General features: G+C 43.9%; 2 protein-coding genes. Both read left to right on the forward strand.

Going from position 1 to position 1319, the window contains the following annotated elements; all coding sequences use genetic code 11:
* The first annotated feature begins 86 nt into the window (after positions 1-86).
* A complete protein-coding gene (locus ASU35_RS03705) occupies positions 87-935 on the forward strand; it encodes a tyrosine-type recombinase/integrase (RefSeq protein WP_058351717.1) in 849 nt (282 codons plus the stop codon).
* A partial coding sequence (locus ASU35_RS03710) for an IS91 family transposase (RefSeq protein WP_172794590.1) occupies positions 928-1319 on the forward strand: 392 nt, incomplete at its 3' end. The genes ASU35_RS03705 and ASU35_RS03710, both read left to right, overlap by 8 nt.

The following is a 1319-nucleotide window of genomic DNA, read 5'->3' on the forward strand; positions in this document are numbered from 1 at the left end:
TAATTAGCAAGCGGTTTTATTATTCCAATGCACCTCCATGTGAGCAGTGATACCCAAAATTACTGACTTTACATGGAGGATTTATTATGTACGAAAAATATTTATTACAGCTTGAGGAAGCCGGAAAAATCCGTAACCTCAAAGAGCGTTCCATTAACTGCTACAAAAACTATGTTTCCTATTTCCTGAATTACATGGAAAAAGTTCCGGAAGAGCTTACCTGTCAGGATGTTAGAGACTTTCTTCTTGCCAAGAAAGACGACGGTCTGAAAGCAACCACCCTCAACCTTTATAATTCAGCCATCCGCTTTTTCTATCGAAATGTACTTCACATTCTTTGGGATGATATCACTGTTCCAAGGATGATGATAGAGCACAAACTACCTACCGTACTTTCTGTCGATGAAGTCGATAGACTTCTTGATGCTACAGATGACCTGAAATACAAGGCTATGTTTGCTACCATGTATTCTTCCGGAATGCGTGTTTCCGAAGTAATCCACCTTCATTATGAGGATATTTCACGTACTAACATGCAGATCCATATCCGGGATACAAAGAACCGGATGGATCGTTATACCATTCTGTCTGAAAGAAACCTTGCGCTTCTTACAGAATACTGGTTCAAAAAAGGCAGACCAAAAGGCATTCTGTTTCCGAATCAGTTTACAGGGCAGTATCTTACCTTAAGTACACTGGAACAGGTTATCCGCCGTTCTGCAGCGGCTGCCGGGTTATCCGGTGTTACTCCTCACTGCCTCCGTCACAGCTTTGCCACCCACCTTATGGAGCAAGGAGTGGAACAGCGGAATATTCAGGCATTGCTCGGACACCGCGATCCAAAATCCACTGAAGTTTATCTTCATGTCAGCAACAAATCCCTTATGGGCATCCGCAGTCCTTTTGACAGAAAGGATGGTGCAGCCAATGGATAAACCCACAGTACAGGATATTTTTCGCCGTTTTTATCCGGCATACCTTGTTCAGTATTCACCTTCTCCTATACAGGCAAAGATTGCGCATAACATCATGAACTGCAAGACCGGTGCCTACGGTGCAAATGTATGTGTATGTGAGGATTGTGGTTCCGTACAGATTCATTACAATTCCTGCCGCAACCGCTGTTGTCCCATGTGTCAGGCTGTTCCGAAGGAGATGTGGATGGATGCACGCAGGGAGGATGTCCTTGATGCTCCCTATTTCCATCTGGTTTTTACTGTTCCTGATATTCTAAATCCGGTCATTTACAGTAACCAGAAACTCCTTTATGATGCCTTATACCATGCAGCTTCCGCAACCATCAGTGAACTGGCTGCCGA

The sequence above is a fragment of the Acetivibrio ethanolgignens genome, from assembly GCF_001461035.1.
Taxonomy (GTDB): domain Bacteria; phylum Bacillota; class Clostridia; order Lachnospirales; family Lachnospiraceae; genus Velocimicrobium; species Velocimicrobium ethanolgignens.